Annotated in this window: 6 protein-coding genes; all 6 read right to left on the minus strand. The window is 45.9% G+C overall.

Annotated elements, in window-relative coordinates:
• Positions 1-363, minus strand: a 363-nt coding sequence (locus tag Q0200_RS02380; RefSeq protein WP_297937271.1) for a LysE family transporter, incomplete at its 3' end; no start/stop codon positions are given.
• 240 nt (positions 364-603) lie between these two features.
• Positions 604-1,101: a YfbM family protein gene (locus Q0200_RS02385; protein WP_297937274.1), complete on the minus strand. Its 498-nt coding sequence runs from the start codon at positions 1,099-1,101 to the stop codon at positions 604-606.
• Between the two features lie 337 nt (positions 1,102-1,438).
• On the minus strand, positions 1,439-2,485 hold the full coding sequence (locus tag Q0200_RS02390) for a type II asparaginase (protein WP_297937277.1): 1,047 nt from the start codon (positions 2,483-2,485) through the stop codon (positions 1,439-1,441).
• Positions 2,486-2,568: 83 nt separating this feature from the next.
• A complete protein-coding gene (locus Q0200_RS02395) occupies positions 2,569-2,904 on the minus strand; it encodes an AzlD domain-containing protein (RefSeq protein ID WP_297937281.1) in 336 nt (111 codons plus the stop codon).
• Positions 2,901-3,563 (minus strand): AzlC family ABC transporter permease, encoded by a 663-nt coding sequence (locus Q0200_RS02400; protein WP_297937284.1) that lies wholly within the window; start codon positions 3,561-3,563, stop codon positions 2,901-2,903. Before Q0200_RS02400 ends, Q0200_RS02395 begins: the two co-directional genes overlap by 4 nt.
• 93 nt (positions 3,564-3,656) lie before the next feature.
• Positions 3,657-4,480, minus strand: an 824-nt coding sequence (locus Q0200_RS02405) for an MBL fold metallo-hydrolase (RefSeq protein WP_297937287.1), incomplete at its 5' end; no start/stop codon positions are given.

The following is a 4,480-nucleotide window of genomic DNA, read 5'->3' on the forward strand; positions in this document are numbered from 1 at the left end:
CTTAGGATTTGAGATGCAGACTACGGTGCCGTTTAAAAACATCTGCTTTTTGCTCGGTAGCTGCGATACCTTCGTGATGCTAAGCTGCCCTTTGCTAAAAAACAGCATAGCGCCCAGATACAGCAGATAAAGTCCCGCGATGACGTTTAAAACCTTAAACGCGAAACTATAATGCGCCAAAACGGCGCCGACTCCCAGCATACAGCAAATACCCACGAAGGCCAGAGAGGCGAGCTGTCCCGACATCATCGGCAGCGCGCGCACGTAGCCTAGGCTCATGCCGATACTCATCGCGTAGGTCATGTTGATACCCGGCATCAGGCTAATCGGAAAAAATGTAACGATAAAAAGCAGGTAGTTCATAAATGGCCTTAAATTTTGAGGAAATAGTAAATCAAATTTAATAAATTTAAGATAAAAAACGGCGCGCGGGCGGCGGAAATTTAGTAAATTTTACCCAAAGTGTCGCTTGCATTTTTTAGAACGGAGGAGCGTAAATTTAGTAAATAGCTTCGTAAATTTACGCTCCGCAAATTTAACTTTATAGATATCCCAAAAGCGGCTCCATCGTCGCCAAGCGTTTAGCGGGATTTACCGTAAAATTTATGCTATTACGATTAGCACGCCAAATCCATTATCGGTAGCATTTTGATAAAAGCTCAAAAGCCCGTTAAAATGCTCTTTTAGCTCGGCTTTTATATCCTCAAATTCGCTCTCGTACTCCCATATCTCGGGATATGTGCCAGCCTCGCCGAAGCCCGTAAAATTTACGTTTGCCAAAAGCGCGCCGATGTCGGCACTCTGCATCGCTTTAGCTACGGCTTTTACGTCGTCTGCGTCCACGTAAGATACCGCCTCGCTCCCCTCCTCGCCCGCCATGCCGCGTCCAAATATCGCCCAACTAAGCGGGTTTGGCGTCGCGAAAATCTCGCCTGCGCTCATCGCCTCAAACATATTTTTGCCAGTTAGAGTTTTGTGCATCGCGTCCCACATTTTATCCAGGTCGTATTCGCCCATCGTCTTGACATCGTCACCACCGCCGTTTTTGATCGCCTCTATATCGTCTTGCGCATAGGCGTAGTAGTGCGCGCTCATTCCCATTTTTGCTCCTTAAAATCTCAAATTTAACGCAAATTTGCCGCTAACGGCAGCCTAAAAGTCATCAACGGCGGATCGCAAATTTAGTAAATACGCCACGATAGAAAACAAAGCGGAAGTATCGCGAAACTAGGTAAGATGGATTTTGCTTTGCGAATGAGATGGCAAGTTGCCCGCTTTGAACAACCTTGCCTCAATATAAAATAAGGCGGATATATCGTGAGGTGATTTTAAATGTTGCGCATAATTTTTCGATTGAGACTAGCCGTGTAGGCTGTCGATTGAGAAAAATTAAAGCTCATTTAAAAGCGCCCACGAGATATCCGCTCAAACTCAAATTTTAGTGAGTTAGGAAAAGCTCCTGGATCTTAGCCTTATCGGTTGTTTGCGTAAGCGCAAGCATCAAGAGCACTCTAGCTTTTTGCGCGTTTAGGTTGTCGCTAGCCAAAAAGCCGTATTTGCCGTCGTCTACCTCGCCGTTTAGCGTGGTCTCGCCGCTACCTACGCGTGAGTCGCGCACGACTACTACGCCGGCTTTAACCGCTTCGCCCAGAGCCTCAAGCGCGCTTGGGAATGGATTTCCGTTACCCATGCCGGCGTTTATGATGCCTTTAGCTCCGTTTTTGACGGCTACATTTACGAAGTCCGGGTTATCGTTTGAGTGGCTATAGATAATATCTACTCTTGGAAGCTCCTTGATCTTTGTGATGTCAAATGCCGAATTTACGGTATGTTTGCGAACCGGATTCATATAAAATTTGACGTTTCCGTAAAAGACTGTGCCGATCTTGCCGCTGTTTGGAGATTTAAATGTATCGACAGCGGTAGTGTTGGTTTTAGTCACCTCTCTAGCCGCGTGGATCTCGTCGTTCATCACGACCATTACGCCCTTGCCTGCGGCTTCTTTACTCATCGCGACGTTTACGGCGTTAAAGATATTTAAAGGGCCGTCCGCGCTTAGCGAGCCGCTGTTTCTCATCGCGCCGACCATAACGATAGGTTTATCGCTTTTGACGACTAAATTTAGAAAATACGCAGTCTCCTCCATCGTGTCGGTTCCGTGCGTGATGACGACGCCGTCGGCCTTGCCGCTAGTTAGCAGTTCGTTTACTCTGTTTGCGAGCTTAAACCAAACTTCGTTGTTCATCTCTTGAGAGCCGATGTTTGAGATCTGCTCGCCTTTGATGGTCGCTATTTTGTTGATATCGGGTACCGCAGCGATCAGTTTATCGACCGTAACGGTTCCTGAGGTATAGCTCGTATCAAGAGCTCCAGAGCCGCTGCCGGCTATCGTGCCGCCAGTTGCCAAAATGTAAATAGTAGGCTTTGCAAAAGCCAGAGTCGCTCCTAAAAGCATGAAAATCACCGCCTTTACTGCAAAACGCATGTTTGCTCCTTGTGTTGAAATGTTACGAGGATTTTAGCGTTTATTGCTTAAATTTATTATTAATTCTTAATTTTTATTTTCAGTTAAATAATCCTAATAAGCGTCATGTATATCGCCGTCGAAGCAGCAATGCTCAGCAAGGCGTTTTTAAATTTCAGATGAATCAAAACCGCGCTAAAAACGGCCGCTGCTTCGTTTAGTCCGTACGGATAAACGTCAAATTTGACGTCTCTTAGTCCGTAGCACACCAAGATAACCATTATCATCAGCCCCATGTGTCGCTCCACGGCCGTTAGCCACGGGCTAGGCTTATAGTTTTTGATGACGTAAAACGGCGCGGCGCGCGTTAAAAAGGTCGCAAACGCGCTTAGCAAAACGGCAGCGAATATCGCCCACTCGCTAGAACTCACGCTTATCAAAGCTTATCCTTAAAAACTAAAATAAAAATAAAGCAAAGCGCCATCGAGCCTACCAGCATCGCTTTAGCAGGCATGAGCGCTACGCCGGCGACTCCAAACAAGCACGCAGCACCCAGCACTTTATAGTTCTTATCGTTTTTAAACATCTCCATCACGATCACGATAAAAAGCGCGGTTAGGCTAAACTCAAGCCCGCTCATATCAACCCTGATAAGCTCGCCGGCTAGACATCCGACCGCCGTTCCTGCCGCCCAGTAGAGCCACGAGAGCAAATTTAGCCGAGTAAAAACATAGCTACGCTCCGCCGCGTCCGCGATCTTAAGTGCCTTAAATATCGCAAAAGTTTCGTCCGTGAGAGTCGCAATATTAAAAAGGCGAAATTTGAGATCTTTGTACTCTTTTAAAAGCGCCAGCCCGTAAAAAGTATGGCGTAAATTTACCAGATACGAGACGATAAAGACCTCAACATAGCTCGTGCCGACGCTAAAGAGCGAAAGCATCATAAACTGCGCTGCTCCGCCATATCCAAGCATACTAAGCGCCACAGCGATAAATGCGCTAATGCCCATGCTTTTAGCCAAAATGCCAAAGGCGATGCCAAGAGGGAAAAAACCCATAAAGATAGGAATGGATAGTTTAAAAACGTAGTTAAATGTCAAATTTCACCTTCATAAAAAGCCAAAATGTTAGCAAAAATTTAAAAATTTAGGATAAAGGCTAGAAATTCTAGCCTTGTAGGGTAAAATTTGAGATTAAAATTTGATGATTTCACCGTCATTTGGGATAGTGATCTTGCTCTCTATACCTTCTTTTTTAACAAATTCACGAAGATCCTTACGGCTTACGCTCGTGTGATTTACGGCGTCCATATGCACTGCGATGATAGTCGCGCCATTAAGCACTTTTGCAGCGTGAGCTACGTCGGCTTTGCCCATTATGATACCGTTGTCAGGAAATGCTAGCGCGCGAGCGTCGCCCGTATTCATCACGACTACACTAGGATTAAATTTGTTTAGAGCCTTGCTTACGTCCACAGTCCAAAGCGTATCGCCCATGACATAAAGCGTCTTGTGCCCCTTTGCTTCAAACACGACGCCCATCGCATCGCCCAAAATAGCGCCAAGCTGCTTGTTTTCATACATCTCTACCGTGCCGTGAGCGCCGCCTGCTTTATATAGTTTCACTCCTTTAAATTCAGCCGATTCGTTTAGCACTCTTACGTCTTTAAAGCCTTGCTTTTTGATTAGCGCCGCATCATCGTTATGCTGAGCAAAGATAACGATATCTTTAGGTAAAATTTCGGCCGCGACCTCATCCCAGTGATCAGGATGCGTGTGCGTAACGATGATCGCATCGACGCCCTTATACACCTCTTTTACATCCATAGGAAGTTCTATCAAAGGATTTCTAAGGTGTGAGTTTAGCGTCCCCTCAAAGCCAGGATATTTACCCTTTGGTGCAAGATACGGGTCGAGCAAAAAGTTCACTCCCGCATAGTTTATCTTTGCGGTAGCGTTTCTGATATGCTGAAAGCTGTCTTGTGCGTTTGCCACGCTAATACCCAAAAATAGAGCGA

The sequence above is a fragment of the uncultured Campylobacter sp. genome, assembly GCF_938045225.1.
Taxonomy (GTDB): domain Bacteria; phylum Campylobacterota; class Campylobacteria; order Campylobacterales; family Campylobacteraceae; genus Campylobacter_A.